Source organism: Pseudomonas sp. HN11, from assembly GCF_021390155.1.
Taxonomy (GTDB): domain Bacteria; phylum Pseudomonadota; class Gammaproteobacteria; order Pseudomonadales; family Pseudomonadaceae; genus Aquipseudomonas.
In genome coordinates this window covers 4838897-4864681 of record NZ_CP089985.1, presented here as the reverse complement: position 1 = coordinate 4864681, position 25785 = coordinate 4838897, and the positions used below count along the sequence as shown (strand labels likewise).

Sequence of the window (25785 nt, the reverse complement as noted above, 5' to 3'; positions counted from 1 at the left end):
ATTCAGGGCGAGTGGGGGTCACGGGGCCCTTGTGAGGCCGCGTGTGTAACTTAAGAGTTGGGAAGTTCGGATTAACGTTGCCTTCGTGGGGGCTGTTGCGTTGTTAATCACTGTGTCGTGTTGACGGAAGTGATTTTAGGCTGCCATGTTATATTCATATACCCGTACTTTTGATAAACACTATTGGCGGTTTTTGTAACAATCCTGTGGTAAAGCTTTTTTCACAAAGGCGCAAAGCACCACGGTCCGCGGGCTAGAGCCGTGCAGGGGCATATCAGGGCAATTTGTAGGGGCTTGTTACTACCATCGTCGAATGGTTCTATGGGGCGGCCCCGGCTACAACAGGGGCATACAACAACAACTATGTCACCGAGGTAAGAAAGATGAGTGCGGCTTCCCTGTACCCCGTTCGCCCCGAAGTAGCAGCCAACACGCTGACCGACGAGGCGACCTACAAGGCCATGTACCAGCAGTCGGTGGTCAACCCCGATGGCTTCTGGCGCGAGCAAGCCAAGCGCCTTGACTGGATCAAGCCTTTCACCACGGTGAAGCAGACCTCGTTCGACGATCACCATGTCGACATCAAGTGGTTCGCCGATGGCACCCTGAACGTTTCCTACAACTGCCTGGACCGTCACCTTGCCGAGCGCGGCGACCAGGCGGCGATCATCTGGGAGGGCGACGACCCTGCCGAGAGCCGCACCATCACCTACCGCGAGCTGCATGAAGAAGTCTGCAAGTTCGCCAACGCCCTGCGCGGCCAGGATGTGCACCGTGGCGACGTGGTGACTATCTATATGCCGATGATCCCCGAAGCCGTGGTCGCCATGCTGGCCTGTACCCGCATCGGTGCGATTCATTCCGTGGTGTTTGGCGGTTTCTCGCCGGAAGCCCTGGCCGGTCGCATCATTGACTGTAAGTCGAAGGTAGTGATCACTGCGGACGAAGGCATCCGCGCCGGTAAGAAGATTCCGCTGAAGGCCAATGTCGACGACGCCCTGACCAACCCGGAAACCAGCAGCATCCAGAAGGTCATTGTGTGCAAACGCACCAATGGCAACATCAAGTGGAACCAGCATCGCGACATCTGGTACGAAGACCTGATGAAAGTGGCGGGCACCGTCTGCGCGCCAAAAGAGATGGGCGCCGAAGAAGCGCTGTTCATCCTCTACACCTCCGGTTCCACCGGCAAGCCTAAGGGCGTGCAGCACACCACTGGCGGCTACCTGCTGTATGCGTCCCTGACCCATGAGCGCGTGTTCGACTATCGTCCGGGCGAAATCTACTGGTGCACTGCCGACGTCGGTTGGGTCACCGGACACACCTATATCGTCTACGGCCCGCTGGCCAATGGCGCGACCACGCTGCTGTTCGAAGGTGTACCGAACTACCCGGATATCACGCGGGTGGCGAAGATCGTCGACAAGCACAAGGTCAATATCCTCTACACCGCGCCGACTGCAATCCGCGCCATGATGGCGTCCGGCACCGCTGCGTGCGAAGGCGCCGACGGCAGCAGTCTGCGCCTGCTCGGTTCGGTGGGTGAGCCGATCAACCCTGAGGCGTGGGACTGGTACTACAAGAATGTCGGCCAATCCCGTTGCCCGATTGTCGACACCTGGTGGCAGACCGAAACCGGCGGCAACATGATGAGCCCGCTGCCGGGCGCCCATGCGCTCAAGCCGGGTTCGGCGGCACGTCCGTTCTTCGGCGTGGTGCCGGCGCTGGTGGATAACCTGGGCAACCTGATCGAGGGCGCTGCCGAGGGCAACCTGGTGATCCTCGATTCGTGGCCAGGCCAGGCGCGTACGTTGTACGGCGACCATGACCGCTTCGTCGACACCTACTTCAAGACCTTCCGTGGCATGTACTTCACCGGTGACGGTGCGCGTCGTGACGAAGACGGTTACTACTGGATCACCGGTCGCGTGGACGACGTGTTGAACGTGTCCGGCCACCGCATGGGCACCGCCGAGATCGAAAGTGCCATGGTTGCCCATCCGAAAGTCGCCGAGGCGGCCGTCGTCGGTGTGCCGCACGACATCAAGGGGCAGGGCATTTATGTGTATGTCACCCTCAAGAATGGCGAAGAGCCCAACGAAGCCCTGCGCCTGGAGTTGAAAAACTGGGTGCGCAAGGAAATCGGACCGATTGCTTCGCCAGACGTGATTCAGTGGGCGCCGGGCTTGCCGAAAACGCGCTCGGGGAAAATCATGCGCCGTATTCTGCGCAAGATTGCCACGGCCGAGTACGACGGCTTGGGTGACATTTCCACCTTGGCGGACCCGGGTGTGGTCGCGCATTTGATTGAGACGCACAAGACCATGAATGTCGCATAAGGCGGGATAGTCAGATAAAGCCCCACTTGGCGTAAGTCGTGTGGGGCTTTTTTGTGAGCCCTGTCCCGTCCTGAATAAGGTTTACACCTTCTGACCTATCTTCAGGAGGAGCCAATGGATGCGGGCAAAAGGCGAAGCCAGCGTGACTACACGCTAGCCTTTAAATTATCGGTCGTAGACCAGGTCGAAAAGGGCGAGTTGAGTTATAAAGAGGCTCAACGGCGCTACGGCATTCAGGGCCGGTCCACGGTACTGGTCTGGCTGCGCAAGCACGGCCGGCAGGACTGGAGTCAGGGCGCCTCAATTCGAGAACCGAGGAGCAGGTCCATGACTGAGCCACCCCTCCCGCTAACACCCGAGCAGCGGATCAAAGAGCTCGAAGAGCAGTTGGCGCTAAGCAACCAGAAAGCGCAGTTCTTCGAAGCCGTCGTGAATGTTCTGAAGAATGACTACGGTGTTTCTGTCGTAAAAAAGCGACCCGGCAAGTCCTCTCGCAAGGGCAAATCCAAGACCTGAGCATCACCAGGGCTTGCCTGTTCATGGGCATTTCGCGCCAAGCATATTACCAACGAAATCGGGCTTTCGACGCGAGGGCTCGCCAAGATCAAGAGGTGATGGACTTTGTTCTTGAAAAGCGCCGACGCCAGCCACGGATCGGCACGCGCAAGCTGCATTACCTGATGAGCGTCGAATTTGGCGCATCAGTGCAGGTCGGCAGAGACCGCCTGTTCAGCATCCTGCGCAACGCTCGAGAACTGGTTGTGCGCAAACGGGCTTACCACAAAACGACGGACAGCCATCACCGCTTTCGCCGCCATCCTAACCTGCTCAAAGCGGGCCAGAAGCAGATCGTACCCAACAGGCCAGAGCAGGTGTGGGTTGCAGACATAACCTACCTGCCGACACAGGAAAGCGTGGCTTATGTGAGCCTGGTGACAGACGCTTACTCGCGCAAGATCGTAGGCCATCATGTGCATGCGAGTTTGCATACCGAGTCGGTGATCAAAGCGATGGAAAAGGCAGTTGGTGAACGCCAAACCACGCTTCCACTAATCCATCATTCAGACCGCGGAGCCCAATACTGCTCTGAGCTTTATCAGCGCTTGCACGCCAGTCATGGCATCAGATGCTCGATGACCGACGGCTATGACTGCTACCAGAATGCTCTGGCGGAACGGATAAACGGCATTTTGAAGACCGAGTTTCTGCTGTATCGCCCTAAAAATCTGGCGGATGCAGTGAAGATGGTGGGTGAGTCGGTGCTGATCTACAACGGGGAAAGGCCACACATGTCCCTGAAATACAAAACGCCCGATGCGGTGCATCGAGCGTTTTGAGACTGAAACAGGTGTAAACCTATTTCAGGACTAGACACCCTGCAAACGGCGGAGATCACCTGTTGGAGTGCATTCCATGGCGAGCATTGGTGGTGGTACGACAGGCGTGCATGACTATCAAGCCAATAAATATCGGTTTCTCTCGTAGGAGGTTTCTGGATGTTACCGTCGAGCGTAAATGTGTAACCCACCGCCCAAACATGAGGCAAAGTGCTACGCCGATGCCCGAAAAACCGCGTTTTAGACACCCTGGAAAATAAGATTAAACGCCAGACTTGCTGTGCTAGAAGGGTTTGCGAATAATAGGCCCGCAATTTGCAGCGTCTACAGGTTTAATGTCTTTTGTCTCTGCATAAAATCCAGAGGCTGTCAATGAGCTGAAACCGCTTTCTCAGTGCTTCTGTAAATTGTTGTCGCATTGAGGAAATATCGGCTTCCGGCCTGTCGTTAGAATGCCGATCACTCGCTCGTCGTCTCCAGTGTGTAGCTGGTGTGGGACGCAGCACCGCAATTCGGTTTCCCTTAAGTCGCATCGTGGGCCATGGCTCATACTGCTGTTTTGCCCTATACCGATGGAGTCCCAAGATGAAGAAACTCGTGCTGTTGGGCGCCCTGGCGCTGTCCGTGCTGTCCATGCAGGCTTTCGCTGAAGGCAAGCCTCTGAAAATTGGTATCGAAGCGGCTTACCCTCCGTTTGCCTCCAAAGCCCCCGATGGCAGCATCGTCGGCTTTGACTACGACATCGGCAATGCCCTGTGCGAAGAGATGAAGGTCAAGTGCACCTGGGTCGAGCAAGAGTTCGACGGCCTGATCCCGGCGCTGAAAGTGCGCAAGATCGACGCGATCCTGTCGTCCATGTCCATCACGGAAGACCGCAAGAAGTCCGTGGACTTCACCAACCGCTACTACCTTACCCCAGCACGCCTGGTCTTGAAGGAAGGCACCGCGGTCAGCGACAGCCTGGACGAACTGAAGGGCAAGAAGATCGGTGTACAGCGTGGTTCGATCCACGATCGTTTCGCCAAGGAAGTTCTGGCCCCTAAAGGCGCCACCATTGTGCCTTACAGCTCGCAAAACGAAATCTACCTGGACGTGGAGGCCGGTCGCCTCGACGGTACCGTCGCTGACGCTACCCTGCTGCAGGAAGGTTTCCTCGACACCCCGGCTGGCAAGGGCTACGCGTTCACCGGCCCAGCCTTCACCGATGCCAAATACTTCGGCGACGGTATCGGCATCGCAGTACGCAAGGGCGACAAGGAAAACCTGGACCGCATCAACGCGGCTATCGCGGCGATCCGTGCCAGCGGCAAGTACAAAACTATCCAGGACAAGTACTTCAACTTCGACATTTACGGCCCTGAAGCCAAGTAAATCGTCTTAGCTGTCTGTCCGAAATGGCGCAAGCAACAGAATTCCTGAGGTTTGCGCCATTTTTTCATCCCCCTTTTCGAGGACCTGAATCATGTTGAAAGGCTACGGGGCCGTCATCCTCGATGGCGCATGGTTGACGCTTCAGCTCGCCTTGTCGTCCATGGCCTTGGCCATTGTTCTGGGTCTGATCGGGGTCGCTTTACGCCTGTCGCCGGTGCGCTGGTTGGCCTGGCTGGGTGACTTGTACTCCACGGTGATCCGCGGGATCCCCGACCTGGTGCTGATCCTGCTGATTTTCTACGGCGGTCAGGACCTGCTCAACCGCGTCGCGCCGATGCTGGGCTACGACGACTATATCGACTTGAACCCCTTGGCCGCCGGTATCGGCACCCTGGGTTTCATCTTTGGCGCCTACCTGTCAGAGACCTTCCGCGGCGCCTTCATGGCCATTCCCAAGGGCCAGGCCGAGGCCGGCCTTGCGTATGGCATGAGCAGTTTCCAGGTGTTTTTCCGGGTGATGGTGCCGCAGATGATCCGGCTGGCGATCCCCGGTTTCACCAACAACTGGCTGGTCCTCACCAAGGCCACTGCGCTGATTTCGGTGGTGGGCCTGCAAGACATGATGTTCAAGGCCAAGCAGGCGGCAGACGCCACCCGCGAACCTTTTACCTTCTTCCTCGCAGTGGCGGCGATGTACCTGGTGATCACCAGCGTGTCGTTGCTGGCCTTGCGTCATCTTGAGAAGCGCTACTCGGTAGGCGTAAGGGCGGCTGATCTATGATCTTCGACTACAACGTCATCTGGGAGGCCATGCCGCTGTACCTTGGCGGCCTGCTGACCACCCTGAAACTGCTCGCCATCTCGCTGTTCTTCGGCCTGCTCGCCGCCTTGCCTTTGGGCCTGATGCGCGTGTCCAAGCAGCCGATCGTCAACGGTGCGGCCTGGCTCTACACCTATGTGATCCGTGGCACGCCGATGCTGGTGCAGCTGTTTTTGATCTACTACGGCCTGGCCCAGTTCGAAGCGGTGCGCGAGAGTTTTCTGTGGCCGCTGCTGTCCAGCGCCACGTTCTGCGCGTGCCTGGCGTTTGCGATCAACACCAGCGCCTACACCGCCGAGATCATCGCCGGCAGTCTCAAGGCCACCCCTAATGGCGAGATCGAAGCGGCCAAGGCCATGGGCATGTCGCGCTATAAGCTGTATCGGCGCATCTTGCTGCCGTCGGCCCTGCGCCGCGCGCTGCCGCAGTACAGCAACGAAGTGATCATGATGTTGCAGACCACCAGTCTTGCGTCCATCGTCACGCTGATCGACATCACCGGTGCCGCGCGCACGGTGAACGCCCAGTTCTACCTGCCGTTCGAAGCCTACATCACCGCCGGCGTGTTCTACCTGTGCCTGACCTTCATCCTGGTGCGCCTGTTCAAGTTGGCCGAGCGCCGCTGGCTGAGTTACCTGGCTCCACGGAAGCACTGATATGGAACGTATCGATCATCTGTTGCCGTGGGGGCACCTGGGCTGCGAGCGCCAACTGAGTGTGTTCCGTTTCGGCCAGGGCGAGCGCAAGGCGTATATCCAGGCCAGCTTGCACGCCGATGAATTGCCCGGCATGCGTGCCGCCTGGGAGTTGAAAAAACGTCTCACCGAACTGGAGCAGCAGGGCGCGCTCAATGGCGTGATCGAGCTGGTGCCGGTTGCCAACCCGATGGGCCTGGGCCAGCTGCTGCAAGGCAGTCACCAGGGGCGATTCGAGGTGGGCAGCGGCAAGAACTTCAACCGTGATTTCGTTGAGTTGAGCGAGCCGGTTGCTGAGTTGCTCGGCGGCAAGTTGGGCGATGATCCTCACGCCAACGTGCGCATGATCCGTCAGGCAATGACCGACGCGCTCAATGCGTTGCCCGAACCCAGCAGTCAGCTGCAAGGCATGCAGCGCATCTTGCTGAGCCACGCCTGCACCGCCGATGTGGTGCTGGACCTGCATTGCGACGCTGAAGCCGCGCTGCACATGTACGCGCTGCCGCAGCACTGGCCGCAGTGGCGCTCATTGTCGGCGCATCTGAATGTGAAAGTCGGCCTGCTGGCGGAGGACTCTGGCGGCAGTTCGTTCGATGAGGCCTGCTCGCTGCCGTGGCTGCGTTTGTCCCGGGCATTCCCTGAGGCGCAGATTCCGCTGGCCTGCCTGGCGACTACGCTGGAGTTGGGCGGTCAAGCCGATACCGGCCGCGACGAGGCGATCTTCCACGGCGAAGGCATTCTCGCGTTTCTCGCCGAACAGGGCCTGATCAACGGTGAGTGGCCTGCGCCACAATTCGAACCCTGTGAAGGCGTGCCCTTCGAAGGTACCGAATTGCTGTTCGCGCCCCACGCCGGGGTGATCAGCTACCTGCGTAAAGCCGGTGAGCGGATCGAAAAAGGCGAGCCGATTTTTGAAGTGATTGACCCCCTGGAAGACCGCGTAAGCACAATTTGCGCAGGCACTTCGGGGGTGTTGTTTGCCGTTGAACGGCTACGTTATGCCCAAGCGGGTTTCTGGCTGGCCAAGGTGGCGGGGCGCGAAGCGCTGCGTCGCGGGCGCTTGCTCAACGACTGACCACCTGTTTTTGTGAGAACCGACCGCATGTACAAACTTGAAGTCCAAGACCTGCATAAACGCTATGGCAGTCATGAAGTGCTCAAAGGCGTGTCCCTGGCCGCCGCGGCCGGTGATGTTATCAGCATCATCGGTTCCAGCGGTTCGGGCAAAAGTACCTTTTTGCGCTGCATCAACCTGCTGGAGCAACCTCACGCTGGCAAGATTCTGCTCAACAACGAAGAGCTGAAACTGGTGGCCAACAAGAACGGTGCCATGAAGGCCGCCGACCCTAAGCAACTGCAACGCATGCGTTCGCGCCTGTCCATGGTGTTCCAGCATTTCAACCTGTGGTCGCACATGACCGCGATTGAAAACGTGATGGAAGCCCCGGTGCACGTGCTGGGCGTGTCGAAGAAAGAAGCCCGTGAAAAGGCCGAGCACTACCTGGCCAAGGTCGGCGTGGGCCATCGTAAAGATGCGTTCCCCGGCCACATGTCCGGCGGTGAGCAGCAGCGCGTGGCCATCGCCCGTGCCCTGGCGATGGAGCCGGAGGTGATGCTGTTCGATGAGCCCACCTCGGCGCTGGACCCGGAACTGGTCGGCGAAGTGCTCAAGGTGATGCAGGACCTGGCCCAGGAAGGCCGCACCATGGTGGTGGTGACCCACGAAATGGGCTTTGCCCGTGAAGTGTCGAACCAACTGGTGTTTTTGCACAAAGGTATCGTTGAAGAGCGTGGCAACCCGCGCGAAGTGCTGGTGAACCCGCAGTCCGAGCGTTTGCAGCAGTTCCTGTCCGGTAGTTTGAAATAATCAAGACTGCTTTTGTGCACTGAGTTAGTGCATGCTCCACAGTCTTGAGGTCGACCTCCCGCATTTGGAAAGTCATCAGCTTTACAGATTTGTGTGGGTTTACGGGCTAGCATTAGCCCACCCCTTCATTACCGTTCTTCGCTTCGGATAGCACTCCATGACCGCCCATAAAATTGGTTTCCTGATTTGGCCCAGCACAAAAGCACTGACGCTTGCGCTGGCTGAGGAGGCCTTGCGCGTTGCCCAGCGGGTGCATCCGGACGTGGTCTACGAGTTGTCATTCCTGCAAGCCGAGCCTGCTACCGAAGGCGCCTGGCAACTACCGGGCGAGCCGTGGACCGGCAAGCTCGAAGGGTTCCAGAAGCTCTTCCTGCTGGCCGATGAGCCGCCCACCGTCATCGCCTCGCCACTGAGCACCGCGCTCAAGCAACTGGTCCGCGCCGGGTGTGTGATCGGCGGTTTGTCGGCGGGTGTCTACCCGCTGGCCCAACTCGGTCTGCTCGACGGCTACCGCGCCGCCGTGCACTGGCGCTGGCAGGACGATTTCGCCGAGCGTTTCCCCAAGGTTATCGCCACCAGCCACCTGTTCGACTGGGACCGCGACCGTCTCACCGCCTGCGGTGGCATGTCGGTACTCGACCTGCTGTTGGCGGTGTTGGCCCGTGATCATGGTGCCGAACTGGCCGGCGCCGTCTCAGAAGAACTGGTGGTGGAGCGCATCCGCGAAGGCGGCGAGCGTCAGCGCATTCCACTGCAAAACCGCCTGGGCTCCAGCCATCCGAAGTTGACCCAGGCTGTTCTGTTGATGGAAGCGAATATCGAAGAACCGCTGACCACCGACGAAATCGCCCAGCACGTGTGTGTGTCACGACGACAACTCGAACGCATCTTCAAGCAATACCTCAACCGTGTCCCCAGTCAGTACTACCTGGAATTGCGCCTTAACAAAGCGCGCCAAATGCTCATGCAGACCAGCAAGTCGATCATCCAGATCGGCCTGTCGTGCGGCTTCTCCTCGGGGCCGCATTTCTCCAGCGCCTACCGCAACTTCTTTGGCGCGACCCCTCGTGAAGACCGTAACCAACGGCGCAGCAGCAGCCCGTTCGAGCTGTCGTCGGTGCCTGCCGAGCGCGGTTGAGGTGGACATTCACTCCTCCTGTGGGCTCGGGGTGGGCTGGTCCAATGGCGGCGTCAACGCATTACCTTGCTCATCGACAGTCGCCTCTGCCACCTGGAAATCAATACCGGTGCGTTCGTAGTAAGTGCGCAGGTAGCCGATGCTCTGCGCGGACAACGGGTTCTCGCTCAAGTCCGAGTCTTCGTTGAAAGTGGACATCATCTCCAGCAAATCGCTGGTGAGCTCGCTGATCTGGTTCTGACTCAGGTCCAGGGTGTGCAGGCTAGGCAGTGAAAATACACCTTGGGGCAACTGGTTGAGCCGGGCGTTACGCAAATGCAACGAAGTGATTTGGCTCAATTGGCTGACATCCGGTGCCAGGGTCAAAGGATTGTCGCTCAGGTCGAGGAAATCTATCTCCGTCAGGTCACCCAGGGTGCGACTGGTAGTCGGCGTGAGGGTGATTGCACAGTTGGACAAGTCGAGGCTGGACAATCGCGACATGTTGAACACCGAGGTGGGAATTGCGCCCAGGTGACATTGAGTGAGGCTCAACGACTGCAGCATGGGGAAGCATTGCAAGGTGCCATCGACTGCGGTGGTGCCGCCGTCGCCGATGTATTGAAACAAGGAAACATGCTCGAATCGCGCGCTGAGCTGCGGCAGGTTGCCCATGATCGGCGTGTCCATGATCAAGGCGTGGGTCAGCGTCTCATCCAGGCTTTCTTCATCTTCTTCGCCCTCGCGCCGCCAGGTCTGTTCCAGCAGGGTCTTGAAGTCGTTGCGTAACAGTTGCTGGCGCGCGCGTTCCGCTTCATCCAGTGGAATATCCAGTATCGGATGGCGCTCGGGCACGTCCAGCATCCACTGGTGCAGGTCGGTGCTGAGTTGGGCGTACTCGGCTTCAAGGCTGGCCAGGGCGCCTGCTACCGACTGCATCGTGCCGGGCAATTGAAACACGAACCGATCGGCCTCGCCCGGCGTCAAGGTCGGGTAGAGCCTTAGCAGGCGCTGGCGGTCGGCCTCGGGTGCCTGGGCGTTGAAATGCTCCTGCCGTGCCTGGCTGTAGCGCTTGATCTGCTCCAGCGCCGTAGTGGACAGTAGGTTGCCGGACAGGTCGAAAGCCCGGCTCACCGATGCCGGCAGATCGAACAACGGCGCCGGCAGGTGTTCGATGAGGTTGTGGCTCAGGTCCACCCTGTTGCGCGGCACATGGCTGATCAGGCTGTTGGGCACCTCCTGCAAGCCGGTGTTACTCAGCAATACGCTGGCCAGATTAGGCAATTGATGAAAATCCGGTATCAGGCCCAGGGGGTTGTTGCTCAGGTCCAGGTATTCCAGGCCCTGCATGCCCTGCAGGGCCTGCGCGTCCGCTGGCGACAACATAAGGGCGCAGCGTTGCAGGCTGAGGAACGTCAGGTTCTGGCGGGCCAGTATCGAAGAGGGAATCTGCCCAAGCCTCGCGTCTTCGATATTGAGGATGTCGAGATCGGGGAAGCTCTCGAGAAACCCCTCAGGCCGCAAAGCGCGGCCGTTGCCCTGGATGACCAGAGAGCGCACGTGTCTGAAGCGGGTGCCGAGGGTGGGCAGGTCGCCGGACAGCGGTGGGGGGATCGCCAGCGAGCGGGCCAGGTGTGTTTCCTGCGGTGGTTCTCTGCGCCAGCTTTGTTCCAGCAACTGCTGCAACGCTCGGCGCCGAGCCTGTTCCAGGTGGGGAAGTCTGGGCACTTCGGCCCAGGTGCTGAGTTCCTGCTGCAGGGTGTCCAGTTCTGCAGCCAGGCGTGCCAATTCAATGCGTCCGGCTTCGATATCGCCGGGCAGGGAGAAAATGAACCGGTTGATCGCGTTGCCATCGAGCGAGGGATACAGCTGTTGTGCTTCACGGATGTCCGCAGGGTGGGCATCGGCCTCCCAATGGGCGCCATGGGTCTGGAAATAGGCTTTTATGCGTTGCAGGGTGGGTGTCGACAGTGGATTTTTCGATAAGTCGAATTTTTGGCTGATTCTCACAGGTTGTTCGAACAGTGCATCTGGCAGTTCTCTTATCTGGTTTTCGCTCAGTATGGCGGCCTCCAGGTCGGTGCGGCTGAGTATGCCGGGCGGCAGCTGATCGATGCCGGTGTGTGTCAGGTCCAGGGCGATCAAGTCGCGCATGGCTTCCACGCTGGGCACCTGGCCCAAAGGGTTGTGGTCGAGTGCGAGGGTATGCAGGCGGCTCATCGAGGCCAGTTCAGCCTGATTGGCCGCGGTCAACACAATGTTGCAATCGCTCAGACTGAGCGTGTTCAGGTTGGGCCAGGTATGCACCTGCAAAGGCAGGTTGCCGAGGGAGACGTTGCGGACATCCAAATGGCGCACCTGACGAAACCTGGAAAGAAACGCCTGCGCACCTTGGCTGGCACGTGCGCCGACCAGGGACAGCAATGACACATGCTCAAAGCTGGCCGTCAGGCTGGGCAGTGGGCCGATGATCGGCAGGTTGAGTCGCAGGGAATAACCATCACGTGTCGGGTCATCGAAGTAGCTGTCGATTTCGCTCTCCCGGCGCCAGGCCTGCTCGATGCGTTGCGCCAGATGCTGGCGATTGCGCTGGTCGTAGCGGCGCTCGACCGCCGACAAGGCCAGGCCGGTCACTGGGTGCTGGTTCGGCGTGGCGCCGCGCCACTCGGCGAGGTCGAGTTGCAGTTGCCGATATTCCTCGGCCAGAGCTGACAGGCGATTGGCCGCTCCACCCGGCTGGCGGTCCAGGTGCTCGACGAGGGCGCGGATTCGTGCGCTATCCAGGCGTGGGTACAGCCGCCCGGCACGTTCCAACAAGGTCGGCTGTTGCTGGCGAGGCGCCGGTAATGCGACGTAACCGTCGTTGTTGCCGAGCAGGCGCAACGTTTCCCGCGTAGGTGGCGTTGGCACGCCCTCATCGAGCACTACCCGCAGCGCATCGCGGGGCAGGGGCTGCTGGCGCAGGCGACGCTTGAGTTCGACGCTGTCGGTGACCTGGATATTCAACGCATTACGCTGGGCGTCGGGCAAGGCCTTGAGGATGGCGCTGTACAGGTCGGTCTCACCGAACAACGGGCCACTACCGTTGTAGGGGACGTAGCGACCGTCGAGGGTGCGTACCAGTGTCCGGACGATACGGGCATCCTCAGGCCCGACGCTGTTCCATACCTCGCCCTGCAGCGAGTAATGCCGCGCCACCAGGCGTATGCGCGCAGACCAGCCGGGTAGCAGTTTCAGTGAGTTCATGGCCAGTCGGTCGGTGTCCAGGCTGTCCGCCACCACCAGATGCTGGCCCTCATAGGCGCGGTTGAGGCGTACCTCCCGCCACGCCGCACGTGCGAGTTCGGCCAGGCGCGGCGGGGTGCGTTGCTGGTCGAGAGCCTGCAGTTCTGCGCCAGTGGCATGGCTGAGCAAATGCTCGGCCACCTCGGTCGGCAGGCTCGGCGCCGCGTCTATCAAGCGTTGCGTCCCAGGATCCGAGGTGTGTTGCAGGGGCCTGTAGCGTGAGTCGAACAATTGCGCGCGTTGGCGTTCGGCGATGTCCGCCAGCCGACGGCGCAAGTGTTTGGCGCGGGTTTCCAGGCTCAATTGCGGGTCGCTGGCGCGCTCGCCGAACGAGGCGCGGATTTCGTCGGGTGTGAGGGCCTCGAGGACGGTCTTGAGCAAATCGCCGTTGCTCAACTGAGCCTCATGCACCTGCACCACGGGGCGGTGGTTCTCACCGAAGCGCCACACAATGTTGCCCTGGGCATCGAGAAAACGCAGGGCCTTGGAGGCGGGCCAATAGCCGTAGCTGGTGAGCAGTTGCAGTTGATCCTGCGGGTCGATGGCGTGATAGACCGCTGGATCGTCGCTGCGCAGTTGTTCGATCAGCCGACCGATGGCGCGGTCGATGCGCAGCCGTGTCAGGGTGTCGGCAAGCAGCGGCGGCAGTGGGTCGCCGTTAAGGTGCATCCTGCGTAAGGCGGCCTCTTCCACACCGCTCAATTGCAGGGCCAGGGCGCGGTCGCTATTACTGAGTTGGCGCACGGGGTGGCCCAGGCGCTGCAGAAGGGTCGGCTGGTCCCAGTGCAGGGGATTTTCAAGTTCCGTGTGCCAGGCGCCGGCACCGTTGTGAGTCAGGACGGGGCGGTAGGCGTCCGTTCGGGTGGGATGTTTGATGACGTACTGTTCGGTGTCGGTGACTTTCTCCACGGCATAGTGCTTGCCTGCCAGCGCCAGGATGTTTTCGTCGCGTATGCGCAGCAGTCCCAGCCGGTCATGGCCGAGGCGGGCCGGCACGTTGAGGGTTTGCTGGTAAGGCCCAAGGTCCGGTTTCCAGTAGCGGGTCTTGCTATCGGCCAGGGTCACGGGCTTGAAGCGGTCGATGAATGCGCGCACGTCCTCAGGCAATAGCTTGCGCAGTTCGGTGACGCCAATGGTGCTGCCGGCGGCGAAGGCACCGGCTTGCACCAGGGTTTCGAGCACGCTCATCAGGTGGCCGAACGCCTCGGTGCGTAGGCCTTCAGCCCAGTCGACGATGCCTTCGAAGGCGTCATCCAGCAGTTGGTACGCCATGTAGCCCAGCATCAGTTCGCCTAGGCCGGGGATGAATGGCGCCGCCACCAGCAATACGGCGTTGAGAATCGAAGACGCGACGTTGACCAGCGCATCCCATCTCGCCCAGCGGGCATTGCGGTCTGCATCGGCGGTGGGCACCGCACGCGTACGTGCGTCATTCAGCAATTTGTTGAGTCTCTGTTGGTACTGGTGCTGCCACAGGTCGCCACCGATCGCCGATGCGGCAAATTGCAGCTTGGGCGCCGCACTGGGTTCTTCGCGCCAGGACGCCAGGCCGCTGCCGGGCTGGTACGGATGCCAGGTGATTTTGGCCAGGCGCTGGTTGAGGCTGGCGAAAAAGACCCCGAGCTGGTCATGGGGTATGAAGCGGCTGAAGAATCGCTGGTAGGTTTCCTCGCGCAACTGTTGTGTCAGCGCTCGCTGGAAGGCCCGTGCCGAGGCGTACTCCTTGATCGGGTGCCTTGGGTCGTCGGGGATGTAGGTCACCAGGCGCTGCACAGTACGGGTTTGCTCCAGGTCCGGCGCGAACAGCAGAATGCCGGTGAGCGGCACGTCCATCATGCTCAGGGCGTGACAGCGCAGCGGCAGGCGGTTGAAGGTCACGCCGGGGTGATCTGCAAGCAGGTTGTCGATCGCCAGGGCGTAGTCCGCCTGGATATCGCCTTGCAGGCGCGCCAGTTGCAGTGATGCGCGCAGGGCGGCCTTCTGGCTGGCGACAACCTTGTGTTGCAGCACGGCACTGGCGAGCGGTTCATCCATGCCCAATTCGGCGCGTAAATGGCGAGCGTAGCGGGCACCGATGTCCAACTCGCGACACAGGCCAATGAAGGCCGGAATCGACAGCACCTGCTTGACCGCCGGCAAGGTGTCGAACTGGCCACTGCCGGAGGGGCGGGTGATATAGCTCGACTGCGCCTCGTAGGCGTCGGGGCGGGTCTCCTTGAGATCAAAATTGTGCAGCGCCGCGTCCAGCAGCGATACGGTCAAGGCGCGTGCACCACCGGAGCCGACGGCGGGGAACCACGGCAGGTGCTGAGGAATGTAGAGACGCAGGAACAGCGTGTCGGTGTTGAGGTCCAGGCCGTAACGGGAGAGCAGGGCGTCTTCGAGGATCGGCTTGGCGAATGCTTTTGCATCCTGAAGCTTCTCCAGTGTCTGCTCGACGCGGGAGCGGGCTTTCCAGTGCTCGGTCGTCAACTGCTGCAACCGGCTCTTGTGCGCGGCGGGGGCGGTGGCCATGGCCTTGGCGTGCCTGGGATTGGCGCTTTTCAGGGCGGCCCGACTGCGGGTGGAGGCCTGGCCCAGCCAGTCCGGGAAGCTGTTTTGCAGCGGGGCGTAGTGGTTGTCTGGGTGCCGCGTGTCTTCGGCCAACGGGGGCGAGATGAAGGTGGTGGTCATAGGGTTGATCTCTGGAGCTATGAAAACTGCCAGTAGATCAGCCGCACGGCGGCGCATGAGCTTAGATAGTTAGGGCGCGGCGCCCGCATTCATCCTGCCGCAAACCTGCGCGGCAGTTTAAACTGCGCCTTTGCGACGCTATTTGTCGCATTGGCGTAAACCCGCCAGAATCGCGGGTTGGCGCTATAAGAAGTTGTCGCTTGGCGACAAGGCCGCACTGAAAACTGTCCTTACAATCCCTGCATCGCCCGCCATGTCCAGGCAGGCGTTCCTCTTCAGGAGACTCCGATGTCCGTTGAGCAAGCCCCGGTGCAACGTGCCGATTTCGACCAGGTCATGGTTCCCAACTACGCACCTGCCGCGTTCATTCCTGTGCGTGGCGAAGGTTCGCGCGTGTGGGACCAGGCCGGTCGCGAGCTGATCGACTTTGCCGGCGGCATCGCGGTCAACGTATTGGGCCATGCGCACCCGGCGCTGGTCGGTGCGCTGACCGAACAGGCCAACAAGCTGTGGCACGTCTCCAACGTCTTCACCAATGAGCCGGCCCTGCGCCTGGCCCATAAGCTGATCGATGCTACCTTTGCCGAGCGCGTGTTCTTCTGCAACTCCGGTGCCGAAGCCAACGAGGCCGCGTTCAAGCTGGCCCGTCGCGTCGCGTTCGACCGTTTCGGCAGCGAGAAATACGAGATCATCGCCGCGCTGAACAGCTTCCACGGCCGTACCCTGTTCACCGTCAACGTCGGTGGCCAGTCCAAGTATTCCGATGGTTTCGGTCCTAAAATCACCGGCATTACCCACGTTCCTTATAACGACCTGCAAGCGCTGAAAGCAGCGGTTTCGGACAAGACCTGCGCCGTTGTATTGGAGCCGATCCAGGGTGAAGGCGGGGTACTGCCGGCCGAGCTGGCTTACCTGCAAGGTGCCCGCGACCTGTGTGACGCGAACAACGCATTGCTGGTGTTCGACGAAGTGCAAACCGGCATGGGCCGCAGCGGCCACCTGTTCGCCTACCAGCATTACGGCGTGGTGCCAGACATTCTCACCAGCGCCAAGAGCCTGGGCGGCGGTTTCCCGATCGCGGCAATGCTCACCACCGAAGCGCTGGCCAAGCATTTGGTAGTCGGCACCCACGGCACCACCTACGGCGGTAACCCGCTGGCGTGCGCGGTGGCAGAGGCGGTGATCGATGTGATCAACACCCCTGAGGTGTTGGCCGGCGTGAATGCCAAGCACGATCTGTTCAAGGCGCGCCTGGAGCAGATCGGCAAGCAATATGGCATCTTCACCGAAGTGCGCGGCATGGGCCTGTTGCTCGGTTGCGTGCTGAGCGACGCGTTCAAGGGCAAGGCCAAGGACGTGTTCAACGCGGCCGAAAAAGAAAACCTGATGATCCTGCAAGCCGGCCCCGACGTGGTGCGATTCGCCCCGAGCCTGGTGGTGGAAGAGGCGGACATCCAGGAAGGTCTGGACCGTTTTGAGCGTGCTGTGAAAACGTTGACGCAAGCTTGATAGACCGTTTGGTGCCCGGCGATTCGGGTGCCAAACACAAATTTGCATGCCGGACTCCCTGGTTGGAGCTGTGAAGATCAAATGTGGGAGCGGGCTTGCTCGCGAATGCAGTGGTTCAGTCACCTGAAGTATTGAATGGCAGGCCGCTTTCGCGAGCAAGCCCGCTCCCACACTTGGCCTCACTGGTTTCAGCGTGTCCGGCATTTTTCCCTCTGTGAGTTTTTCGAGTTAAGGAGTGACACCATGCTGGTGATGCGCCCCGCGCAAATGGCTGATCTGGGCGAGGTACAGCGTCTGGCTGCGGACAGCCCGATTGGTGTCACCTCCTTGCCGGACGATGTGGAACGCCTGAGCGACAAGATCGCCGCCAGCGAAGCGTCCTTCGCGGCCGAGGTCAGTTTCAACGGTGAAGAGAGCTATTTCTTCGTGCTCGAAGACACCGAGACCGGCAAGCTCGCCGGCTGCTCGGCCATCGTCGCTTCGGCCGGTTACTCGGAACCCTTCTACAGTTTTCGTAACGAGACCTTCGTGCATGCCTCTCGCGAGCTGAAGATCCACAACAAGATCCACGTGCTTTCCCAGTGCCATGACCTCACCGGCAATAGCTTGCTCACCAGTTTCTACGTGGTGCCCGAGTTGGTCGGATCGCCCTGGTCGGAACTCAATTCCCGTGGCCGCCTGTTGTTTGTCGCCAGCCACCCTGAGCGCTTTGCCGACTCGGTGGTGACCGAGATCGTCGGCTACAGCGACGAAAACGGCGACTCGCCGTTCTGGGATGCCATCGGTCGCAACTTCTTCGACCTCAACTACGCCGCCGCCGAGCGCCTGTGCGGGTTGAAAAGCCGCACCTTCCTCGCTGAGCTGATGCCGCACTACCCGATCTACGTGCCCTTGCTGCCGGACGAAGCCCAAGAGGCGATGGGCCAGGTGCACCCGCGTGCGCAGATCACCTTCGACATCCTGATGCGCGAAGGCTTCGAGACCGACCATTACATCGACATCTTCGACGGTGGCCCGACGCTGCATGCGCGGGTTTCAGGCATTCGTTCGATTGCCCAGAGTCGGGTAGTGCCGGTGAAGATCGGCGAAATGGTCAAAGGTGCTGGCCGCCAGTACTTGGTGAGCAACGCGCAGTTGCAGGACTACCGCGCCGTGATGCTGGAGCTGGATTACGCGCCGGGTAAACCGGTGACGTTGGACCTCGCAGCGGCCGAAGCCCTGGGTGTTGGCGAAGGCGCGAGTGTACGCCTGGTAGCGGTTTAAAAAGAGAGTTTCGCGGGCGGCTGACAACAGCGGCCCGTTCGAGGAGATAGCATGATCGTTCGTCCCGTACGCAGCAGCGATTTACCGGCCCTGATTGATCTGGCGCGCAGCACCGGCACCGGCCTCACCACCTTGCCGGCCAATGAAGAGCGCTTGACCCACCGCGTGGGCTGGGCGGAAAAAACCTTTCGCGGCGACGCCGGGCGTGGCGATGCCGACTATCTGTTCGTGCTGGAAAACGACGAAGGCCGCGTGGTGGGTATTTCCGCCATCGCCGGCGCGGTCGGCTTGCGTGAGCCTTGGTACAACTTCCGGGTGGGCCTCACCGTCAGCGCCTCCCAGGAGTTGAATATCTACCGCGAGATTCCGACGCTGTTTTTGGCCAATGACCTCACCGGCAATTCCGAGCTGTGCTCGTTGTTCCTGCACGCCGATTACCGCGCCGGTCTGAATGGCCGCATGCTGGCCAAGGCGCGGTTGCTGTTTATCGCCGAGTTCCCGCAGTTGTTCGGCAACAAGATCATCGCCGAGATGCGCGGGGTGTCCAACGACGCTGGGCGTTCGCCATTCTGGGAAAGCCTGGGCCGCCACTTCTTCAAGATGGAATTCAGCCAGGCCGACTACCTCACCGGCGTGGGCAACAAGGCGTTTATCGCCGAGCTGATGCCGAAATTTCCGCTGTACAGCTGCTTCCTGTCCGAAGACGCGCGCAACGTGATCGGCAAGGTCCACCCGGACACCGAGCCGGCGCTGAGCATGCTCAAGAGCGAAGGCTTCAGCTACCAGGGCTACGTCGACATCTTCGACGCGGGCCCGGCGGTGGAGTGTGAAACCACCAAGATCCGCGCCGTGCGCGACAGCCAGTCGCTGGTACTGGCCATCGGCACGCCGGGAGACGATGCCACGCCGTTCCTGATCCATAACCGCAAGCGCGAAGAGTGCCGCATTACCGCCGCTCCGGCCCGCCTGGCGGCTGGCACGCTGGTGGTCGATCCGCAAACCGCCAAGCGCCTGCAACTGGTGGTGGGTGATCAAGTGCGTGCTGTTGCGTTGTCTGCTGCTCGGGAGTCGAAATAATGAATTCGCTGTATATCGCAGGTAGCTGGCTGGCCGGCCAGGGTGAACTGTTTGAATCGCGCAACCCGGTGACCCAGCAAGTGCTGTGGGCCGGCAATGGCGCCACGGCCGAGCAGGTCGAGTCCGCCGTGCAGGCTGCGCGCCAGGCGTTTCCAGCTTGGGCCAAGCGCTCGCTGGAAGAGCGCATCGGTGTGCTCGAAACTTTCGCCGCCACCCTGAAAAGCCGCGCCGACGAAATCGCCCGTTGCATCGGTGAGGAAACCGGCAAACCGCTGTGGGAATCGGCCACCGAAGTTACCAGCATGGCCAACAAGATCGCGATCTCGGTACAAAGTTACCGCGAGCGTACCGGTGAGAAGAGCGGCCCGCTGGGCGACGCCACCGCTGTGCTGCGCCACAGACCGCACGGTGTGGTGGCGGTGTTCGGTCCGTACAACTTTCCTGGCCACTTGCCGAATGGGCATATCGTCCCGGCCTTGCTCGCGGGCAATACCGTGCTGTTCAAACCGAGCGAACTGACCCCGAAAGTCGCCGAGCTGACCGTCCAGTGCTGGATCGAAGCCGGGTTGCCTGCGGGTGTGTTGAACCTGCTGCAAGGCGCGCGCGAAACCGGCATCGCCGTAGCGGCCAATCCAGGCATCGACGGGTTGTTCTTCACCGGCTCCAGCCGCACGGGCAATCATCTGCATCAGCAGTTCTCCGGGCGTCCGGACAAGATCCTCGCGCTGGAAATGGGCGGCAACAACCCGCTGGTGGTCGACGAAGTGGCTGATGTGGATGCGGCGGTCTACACCATTATCCAGTCGGCGTTTATCTCCGCCGGTCAGCGTTGCACCTGTGCCCGTCGTCTGCTGGTGCCGGAAGGCGCGTGGGGCGATGCATTGTTGGCGCGTCTGGTGGCGGTCAGCGCGACGATTGCAGTCGGCGCGTTCGACCAGCAACCCGCTCCATTCATGGGCTCGGTGATTTCCCTTGCCGCGGCCAAAGCCTTGATGGACGCCCAGGAGTTGATGTTGGCCAATGGCGCGGTGGCATTGCTGGAAATGACCCAGCCCCAGGACCAGGCCGCCTTGCTGACCCCTGGCATCATCGATGTGACGGGCGTGACCGAGCGCGAGGATGAAGAACTGTTCGGCCCACTGTTGCAGGTGATCCGCTACGCTGATTTCGAAGCGGCGATTGCCGAGGCCAACAACACTCAGTACGGCCTGGCAGCTGGTTTGCTGTCGGACTCCGAAGCGCGCTACCAGCAGTTCTGGCTGGAAAGCCGCGCCGGTATCGTCAACTGGAACAAACAACTGACCGGCGCCGCCAGTACCGCGCCGTTCGGCGGGGTAGGGGCGTCGGGCAACCATCGCGCCAGTGCCTATTACGCGGCGGACTATTGCGCGTATCCGGTGGCCTCGCTTGAGACCCCGAGCCTGGTATTACCAGCCACGCTGACCCCGGGCATAACACTGGTCTAAAAATGTGGGAGCGGGCTTGCTCGCGAATGCGGTCTGTCAGTTGATGTATGAGGTGACTGGTGCACCGCTTTCGCGAGCAAGCCCGCGCCCACATTGGATCTGTGGTGTGCTGAAGATTGCCTATAAAAACAGATGTTCGTGGAGCCTCGCCGATGAAATCCTATGAAGTCAATTTTGACGGTCTAGTGGGGCCGACCCATAATTACGGGGGTTTGTCCTTCGGCAACGTCGCGTCCCAGAGCAACAGCCAGCAGCATTCCAACCCCAAGGAAGCGGCGTTGCAGGGCCTGCAAAAAATGAAAGCCCTGATGGACATGGGGTTTGTGCAAGGCGTGCTGGCGCCTCAGGAACGTCCTGATGTGGCCGCGTTGCGCAACCTGGGTTTCGGCGGCACTGACGCACAGGTGATCCAGCAAGCAGCCAAAGACGCTATGCCTTTGCTGGTGGCGAGTTGCTCCGCGTCAAGCATGTGGGTGGCCAACGCCGCCACCGTCAGCCCGAGCGCCGACACCTTCGACGGCCGCGTGCATTTCACCGCCGCCAACCTCAATTGCAAGTACCACCGCAGTATCGAACACCCGACCACCAGCCGTGTGTTGGGCGCGATGTTTGCCGATGATAAACACTTCGCCCACCACGCTGCCTTGCCGGCCGTGGCGCAGTTCGGTGATGAAGGCGCGGCCAACCACACGCGCTTCTGCCGTGAATATGGCGAGGCGGGCGTCGAGTTTTTCGTGTTTGGTCGCAGCGCGTTCGACCCCCGTTACCCAGCGCCGCAGAAATATCCGGCGCGCCAGACCCTTGAGGCCTCTCAGGCGGTCGCACGTTTGCACGGCTTGAAGGATGACGGCGTGGTGTACGCCCAGCAGAACCCGGTGGTGATTGATGCCGGCGTGTTCCACAACGACGTGATCGCGGTGGGCAATGGCGAAGTGTTGTTCTATCACGAAGATGCCTTCCTCAATACCGAACAGATGCTCGCCGAACTGCAAGGAAAACTGGGCAAGTTGGGCGGTAACTTCCAGTCCGTCTGCGTGCCCCGCGCCCAAGTCAGTGTCGAAGACGCGGTACGTTCCTACCTGTTCAACAGCCAGTTGCTGAGCCGCGCCGACGGCTCGATGCTGTTGATTGTGCCGGAAGAGTGCCGTGCCAACGAGCGCGTCTGGCAGTACCTGCAAGCCCTGACCGCTGCCGGTGGCCTGATCCGCGAAGTGAAGGTGTTCGACCTCAAGCAAAGCATGCAAAACGGCGGTGGTCCGGCGTGCCTGCGTTTACGTGTGGCGTTGAACGAAACGGAGCTGGCGGCGGTGAATCCGGGCGTTATCATGACCGCGCCGTTGTACGAAACGCTGACCCAGTGGGTAGGCAAGCACTACCGCGACAGCTTGCGCGAAAGCGACCTGGCTGACCCGCAGTTGCTGCTTGAATGCCGGACGGCACTGGATGAACTGACGCAAATCCTTAAACTGGGCTCGGTTTATCCTTTCCAGATCAATTAACGCCACCTTCTTTTACGCCCTATGCTGAGAGCTACTTTATGACCACCGATACCCTGAAGCTGATTCTTGAAGACACCGACGGCACCCAGCTGGAAACCTCTTGCACCCGCGTCGCCGTGGTGTGGCAGGGCAAGGAGATCTGGATCCAGCACGATGGCCGTGGCCAACTGCTGATCGGTGTGGACGTGGAAGAAGGCGACGCCGAGTACGCCAACCTGCTGATGCGTCCACTGGCCACCAACCTGATGAGCCTGCAACTGGAAATGGAGCCGGCCGACATTGAAGGTGATGACGACGATCACGTCCACGGCCCAGGCTGCAACCACTAAGGAAGCTGCGTATGCTCGCCCTCGGCAAACTGCTTGAACTGACCCTCGCCGGTCGTGAACCGGCGCAAAAAATTCAACTGACTGTCGACGGCGTGCAGATGCGCTGGCTCAGCGAGGGCGCCCTTGAAGTGCGCCCGCCGCAGGCTCAGGACAATGGCAGCGACTTGCTGCTGTCGTGCGGCATCCATGGCAACGAAACGGCGCCAATCGAACTGCTCGACCGCCTGTTGCATGGCATCGCTCGTGGGGAGATCAAACCTCGCAATCGTATTCTGTTCCTGTTCGGCAACCCCGAGGCCATGCGCCGCGGCGAGCGTTACCTCGAACTGGACGTCAATCGGCTGTTCAACGGCCGTCACGAAAAAAACATCGGCCCCGAAGCCATGCGCGCCGCCGAGCTTGAGCAACTGGCCCGCAGTTTCTTCAGCCTGCCTGGCCGTTCACGCCTGCATTACGATCTGCACACTGCCATTCGTGGCTCGAAGATCGAGCAGTTCGCCCTCTACCCGTGGAAGGAAGGTCGCCAGCATTCACGTCACCAATTGGCGCGCCTGAATGCTGCCGGGATGCAGGCGGTACTGTTGCAGAACAAGACTTCAATCACCTTCACCGCCTTTACCTACGAGCAGTTGGAGGCCGAAGCCTTCACTCTGGAACTGGGCAAGGCGCGACCGTTCGGACAGAACCAGGGCGTGGATGTGTCGCGCCTGGAAACCCGCCTGAAGCAGATCATTGAGGGTAACGAGCCGCCGACCGAGAGCCTGGCCGGCCTGCAATTGTTCGCGGTGTCCCGTGAAGTCATCAAGCACAGCGATGCGTTCCTGATGCACCTGCCGGCAGACGTGGAAAACTTCTCGCCGCTGGCTCAGGGCTATCTGCTCGCCGAAGACGTGGCCAAGACCCGCTGGGTGATCGAGGAGGAGGGCGCACGCATCATTTTCCCCAACCCCAAGGTGAAGAATGGTTTGCGAGCGGGAATATTGATTGTGCCGACCACGGACGCTGGCCTGGCGTAGATCTCAAGGCTTGACGCTATCCAACGTGGGAGCGAGCAAGCTCCCACATTGGTTTTGCAGTTACTTAGACCGCTACAGCTCGTGGCTCACTGCGACGGATCGCGCGAACCTTGTGCAGGGTGTCGGCGCAGGTACGCGCCGCTTCCTGGCCCTTGTGCACGAAGTGCTCGTAGAAGAAGGTCTGGTGCTCGCTGCCCGCGTGGAAGTGGTGCGGGGTCAACGATACCGAGAACACCGGCACTTCAGTTTCCAGCTGAACCTGCATCAGGCCGCTGACCACCGATTGAGCGACGAATTCGTGGCGGTAGATACCACCGTCCACCACCAGTGCGGCAGCGACGATACCGGCGTAGCGGCCGGTCTTGGCCAGCAGCTTGGCATGCAGAGGCATTTCAAAGGCGCCGCCGACTTCGAAGAAGTCGATGTCCGACTCCTGGTAGCCCTGGGCGATCATTTCGGCGAGGAAGCCTTTACGCGATTGGTCGACAATCTCCTTGTGCCAGCAGGCCTGGATAAACGCGACGCGCTCGCCGTGATGGTTTTTGCTTTTGCTGTCGATTGCGGTGGGTTGCATGTTCTGACTCCTGTTTAAGAAAAAAACAGGGCGTTATGAATCGAATGGGATTTTAAGGGTACGCAGACACAATTCGTGCGCGGCCCTTAGGTGCCAATCCCGTTCTCTCTTCATCCGGACTATGACCGTCGGCCCCGGGATCACACCGGGTCTGCTGACCTTGTCGCCGTCCTGCGTGAGCAGTTCGAGGCGCCAAGCGCTCGCGGGCTATACACATTGCGTGTAATTACCGCCGGTGGGGAATTGCACCCCGCCCTGAGAACGTTGCCGCCAGAACCCTGGCGGCGGAGAGTTTTTAACACGGTTTTTCGAAAACTGCACGAGCGCCGTGTCGATAAGCTATATCGGTTTGTTTGGTTGGTATTCGATTGAATGCACCGGGGGCTTGATATTCCGTGGCTTAGCCCGCAGTAATCATCCCTATGAGGCACTTACTCAAATCGTCAGAGGCTTGATTCATGTCCGTGATTGACCTGCGCAGCGACACCGTGACCCAACCCACCCCTGGCATGCTCGATGCGATGGCCACTGCTGTCAGCGGCGACGACGTGTATGGCGAGGACCCCAGCGTCAATCGCCTGGAAGCCGAACTGGCCAAGCGCCTGGGCTTTGCCGCTGCGTTGTTCGTGCCGACCGGCACAATGAGCAACCTGCTGGCGTTGATGGCCCACTGTGAGCGCGGCGAGGAATACATCGTCGGCCATCAGGCCCACACCTACAAATACGAAGGTGGCGGCGCAGCGGTGTTGGGCTCGATTCAGCCACAACCGCTGGACGTGCAGGCGGATGGTTCCCTGGACCTGGATCAGGTGCTGGCGGCGATCAAGCCCGATGACTTCCACTTCGCCCGCACCCGCTTGCTGGCGCTGGAAAACACCATGCAAGGCAAGGTATTGCCACTGGGCTACCTGGCCAAGGCGCGAGCGTTCACCCGTGAACATGGCCTAGCCCTGCATTTAGACGGCGCACGGCTCTACAACGCGGCGGTCAAGCTCGGTGTGGATGCACGCGAGATCGCTCAGCATTTCGATTCGGTGTCGGTGTGCCTGTCCAAAGGCCTCGGCGCGCCGATTGGCTCGGTGTTGTGCGGTTCCACAGCGCTGATCGTCAAGGCCCGGCGCCTGCGCAAGATGGTCGGCGGCGGTATGCGCCAGGCCGGTTCCCTGGCCGCTGCGGGGCTGTATGCCTTGGATCATCAGGTACAGCGCCTGGCTGACGACCATGCCAATGCCCAATGGCTGGGCGATGCCCTGCGCCAGGCCGGTTACAAGGTGGAGCCAGTGCAGACCAACATGGTCTACGTGCAGATCGGTGACCGGGCTCAAGCCTTGAAGACGTTTGCCGCCGAACGTGGGATCAAGCTGAGCGTTGCGCCACGCCTGCGCATGGTCACGCATATGGATGTCAGCCGGGCGCAGATCGAGCAGGTTGTGCAGACATTCGTCGAATTTTCGCGGAAATGACAGTGCAGACCGTCTAATTGAACGTTTCAATCGTATAAACACGCTGTACCACCGGCAAAGGGCCGATATAATGCGGCCCTTTGCC

General features: G+C 60.5%; 18 protein-coding genes and 1 riboswitch. Of the genes, 16 read left to right on the top strand and 2 right to left on the bottom strand.

Translation table 11 applies throughout. The annotated features are described in order from the left end of the window. Window positions 1-383 precede the first annotated feature (383 nt). From acs to LVW35_RS22095, 8 genes are all read left to right on the top strand, one after another. Window positions 384-2339, top strand: coding sequence for an acetate--CoA ligase (gene acs / locus LVW35_RS22130; RefSeq protein ID WP_033902234.1), 1956 nt, complete (start codon window positions 384-386; stop codon window positions 2337-2339). Window positions 2340-2453: 114 nt separating this feature from the next. Then, window positions 2454-3676 (top strand): IS3 family transposase gene (locus tag LVW35_RS22125; RefSeq protein ID WP_233892000.1). Its coding sequence is split into 2 segments (ribosomal slippage): window positions 2454-2805 and window positions 2805-3676, totalling 1224 coding nucleotides; the frame shifts between segments, so codons are not numbered across the junction. Between the two features lie 585 nt (window positions 3677-4261). Then, entirely contained in the window at window positions 4262-5047 is a 786-nt protein-coding gene (locus LVW35_RS22120) for an ABC transporter substrate-binding protein (protein ID WP_233892037.1), read from the top strand. Between the two features lie 91 nt (window positions 5048-5138). Continuing rightward, the gene (locus LVW35_RS22115) at window positions 5139-5828 is read left to right on the top strand and encodes an ABC transporter permease (protein ID WP_010208305.1); all 690 of its coding nucleotides are present in this window, start codon (window positions 5139-5141) and stop codon (window positions 5826-5828) included. Further along, window positions 5825-6523: an ABC transporter permease gene (locus LVW35_RS22110; protein ID WP_010208307.1), complete on the top strand. Its 699-nt coding sequence runs from the start codon at window positions 5825-5827 to the stop codon at window positions 6521-6523. Before LVW35_RS22115 ends, LVW35_RS22110 begins: the two co-directional genes overlap by 4 nt. A 1-nt stretch (window position 6524) precedes the next feature. Continuing rightward, entirely contained in the window at window positions 6525-7637 is a 1113-nt protein-coding gene (locus LVW35_RS22105) for a succinylglutamate desuccinylase/aspartoacylase family protein (RefSeq protein ID WP_233892036.1), read from the top strand. Between the two features lie 27 nt (window positions 7638-7664). Beyond that, on the top strand, window positions 7665-8429 hold the full coding sequence (locus LVW35_RS22100) for an ABC transporter ATP-binding protein (RefSeq protein WP_233892035.1): 765 nt from the start codon (window positions 7665-7667) through the stop codon (window positions 8427-8429). A gap of 157 nt (window positions 8430-8586) precedes the next feature. Continuing rightward, window positions 8587-9567: a GlxA family transcriptional regulator gene (locus tag LVW35_RS22095; protein WP_233892034.1), complete on the top strand. Its 981-nt coding sequence runs from the start codon at window positions 8587-8589 to the stop codon at window positions 9565-9567. 9 nt (window positions 9568-9576) lie between these two features. On the opposite strand, the gene LVW35_RS22090 is transcribed toward LVW35_RS22095, so the two are convergent. Then, on the bottom strand, window positions 9577-15504 hold the full coding sequence (locus LVW35_RS22090; protein WP_233892033.1) for a dermonecrotic toxin domain-containing protein: 5928 nt from the start codon (window positions 15502-15504) through the stop codon (window positions 9577-9579). Window positions 15505-15792: 288 nt separating this feature from the next. On the opposite strand from LVW35_RS22090, the gene LVW35_RS22085 reads away from it, so the two are divergent. The 7 genes from LVW35_RS22085 (at window position 15793) to astE (ending at window position 23663) form a co-directional block, all read left to right on the top strand. After that, window positions 15793-17013, top strand: coding sequence for an aspartate aminotransferase family protein (locus LVW35_RS22085; protein WP_233892032.1), 1221 nt, complete (start codon window positions 15793-15795; stop codon window positions 17011-17013). A 243-nt stretch (window positions 17014-17256) separates the two neighbouring features. Next, window positions 17257-18276, top strand: a complete 1020-nt coding sequence (gene aruF, locus LVW35_RS22080) for an arginine/ornithine succinyltransferase subunit alpha (RefSeq protein ID WP_233892031.1) — start codon at window positions 17257-17259, stop codon at window positions 18274-18276. Window positions 18277-18327: 51 nt separating this feature from the next. Further along, on the top strand, window positions 18328-19353 hold the full coding sequence (gene astA, locus LVW35_RS22075; RefSeq protein WP_233892030.1) for an arginine N-succinyltransferase: 1026 nt from the start codon (window positions 18328-18330) through the stop codon (window positions 19351-19353). After that, on the top strand, window positions 19350-20819 hold the full coding sequence (gene astD / locus LVW35_RS22070) for a succinylglutamate-semialdehyde dehydrogenase (RefSeq protein WP_233896533.1): 1470 nt from the start codon (window positions 19350-19352) through the stop codon (window positions 20817-20819). The genes astA and astD overlap by 4 nt, the downstream gene beginning before the upstream one ends. A 152-nt stretch (window positions 20820-20971) precedes the next feature. Beyond that, complete coding sequence (gene astB / locus LVW35_RS22065) at window positions 20972-22318, top strand: N-succinylarginine dihydrolase (protein WP_233892029.1); 1347 nt, start codon at window positions 20972-20974, stop codon at window positions 22316-22318. Between the two features lie 38 nt (window positions 22319-22356). Then, window positions 22357-22647 carry a topoisomerase II gene (locus tag LVW35_RS22060; RefSeq protein ID WP_233892028.1) on the top strand — a complete coding sequence of 97 codons (291 nt, stop codon included), beginning with the start codon at window positions 22357-22359 and terminating at the stop codon, window positions 22645-22647. A gap of 11 nt (window positions 22648-22658) precedes the next feature. Continuing rightward, window positions 22659-23663, top strand: a complete 1005-nt coding sequence (astE, locus tag LVW35_RS22055; protein ID WP_233892027.1) for a succinylglutamate desuccinylase — start codon at window positions 22659-22661, stop codon at window positions 23661-23663. A 64-nt stretch (window positions 23664-23727) separates the two neighbouring features. On the opposite strand, the gene LVW35_RS22050 is transcribed toward astE, so the two are convergent. Next, window positions 23728-24237: a 6,7-dimethyl-8-ribityllumazine synthase gene (locus LVW35_RS22050; protein WP_192300646.1), complete on the bottom strand. Its 510-nt coding sequence runs from the start codon at window positions 24235-24237 to the stop codon at window positions 23728-23730. Window positions 24238-24334: 97 nt separating this feature from the next. After that, window positions 24335-24504: riboswitch (FMN riboswitch) on the bottom strand. 191 nt (window positions 24505-24695) lie between these two features. Between LVW35_RS22050 and ltaE the strand changes: the two genes are divergently transcribed. After that, complete coding sequence (ltaE, locus tag LVW35_RS22045; RefSeq protein ID WP_233892026.1) at window positions 24696-25700, top strand: low-specificity L-threonine aldolase; 1005 nt, start codon at window positions 24696-24698, stop codon at window positions 25698-25700. Window positions 25701-25785 lie beyond the last annotated feature (85 nt).

Coding starts and splice junctions, on each gene's coding strand:
- acs (WP_033902234.1), top strand. CDS start 384: ATGAGTGCGGCTTCCCTGTACCCCGTTCGCCCCGAAGTAGCAGCCAAC.
- LVW35_RS22120 (WP_233892037.1), top strand. CDS start 4,262: ATGAAGAAACTCGTGCTGTTGGGCGCCCTGGCGCTGTCCGTGCTGTCC.
- LVW35_RS22115 (WP_010208305.1), top strand. CDS start 5,139: ATGTTGAAAGGCTACGGGGCCGTCATCCTCGATGGCGCATGGTTGACG.
- LVW35_RS22110 (WP_010208307.1), top strand. CDS start 5,825: ATGATCTTCGACTACAACGTCATCTGGGAGGCCATGCCGCTGTACCTT.
- LVW35_RS22105 (WP_233892036.1), top strand. CDS start 6,525: ATGGAACGTATCGATCATCTGTTGCCGTGGGGGCACCTGGGCTGCGAG.
- LVW35_RS22100 (WP_233892035.1), top strand. CDS start 7,665: ATGTACAAACTTGAAGTCCAAGACCTGCATAAACGCTATGGCAGTCAT.
- LVW35_RS22095 (WP_233892034.1), top strand. CDS start 8,587: ATGACCGCCCATAAAATTGGTTTCCTGATTTGGCCCAGCACAAAAGCA.
- LVW35_RS22090 (WP_233892033.1), bottom strand. CDS start 15,504: ATGACCACCACCTTCATCTCGCCCCCGTTGGCCGAAGACACGCGGCAC.
- LVW35_RS22085 (WP_233892032.1), top strand. CDS start 15,793: ATGTCCGTTGAGCAAGCCCCGGTGCAACGTGCCGATTTCGACCAGGTC.
- aruF (WP_233892031.1), top strand. CDS start 17,257: ATGCTGGTGATGCGCCCCGCGCAAATGGCTGATCTGGGCGAGGTACAG.
- astA (WP_233892030.1), top strand. CDS start 18,328: ATGATCGTTCGTCCCGTACGCAGCAGCGATTTACCGGCCCTGATTGAT.
- astB (WP_233892029.1), top strand. CDS start 20,972: ATGAAATCCTATGAAGTCAATTTTGACGGTCTAGTGGGGCCGACCCAT.
- LVW35_RS22060 (WP_233892028.1), top strand. CDS start 22,357: ATGACCACCGATACCCTGAAGCTGATTCTTGAAGACACCGACGGCACC.
- astE (WP_233892027.1), top strand. CDS start 22,659: ATGCTCGCCCTCGGCAAACTGCTTGAACTGACCCTCGCCGGTCGTGAA.
- LVW35_RS22050 (WP_192300646.1), bottom strand. CDS start 24,237: ATGCAACCCACCGCAATCGACAGCAAAAGCAAAAACCATCACGGCGAG.
- ltaE (WP_233892026.1), top strand. CDS start 24,696: ATGTCCGTGATTGACCTGCGCAGCGACACCGTGACCCAACCCACCCCT.